Annotated in this window: 1 protein-coding gene; it reads right to left on the minus strand. The window is 30.6% G+C overall.

Annotation, left to right across the window (positions count from 1 at the left end; all coding sequences use genetic code 11):
- On the minus strand, nucleotides 1-310 hold a 310-nt coding region (locus C1E99_RS14850), incomplete at both ends, for a hypothetical protein (protein WP_161951232.1).

Consider the following 310-nt stretch of genomic DNA (forward strand, 5'->3'; position numbering starts at 1 on the left):
GATGTTTTAAACTAAAGATTCCTTTCGTCATATTATTCAGATGATTGTCTTGCTTTTCAAGTGAAGCCAGGGTTGTCATTGTATGCGCAAAATCTATATCTGATGACGGTTCATTATGATTATTAGAAATAACTTCAGTCGTTTTTTTCTTATCCTTGTGATTGTATGGAACAATAAATTTATTGACTAATTTTTGTAGACCATTTTGATGATAATCCTGATAAGCTAACATCAAAGCCAAATCACGGTTGATTTTTGCCTGATCTCCTTTATGCTTTTCACCTAATTTTTTAGCTAAAAAGTCAATATA

The sequence above is a fragment of the Streptococcus suis genome, from assembly GCF_002964045.1.
Lineage (GTDB): Bacteria > Bacillota > Bacilli > Lactobacillales > Streptococcaceae > Streptococcus > Streptococcus suis_U.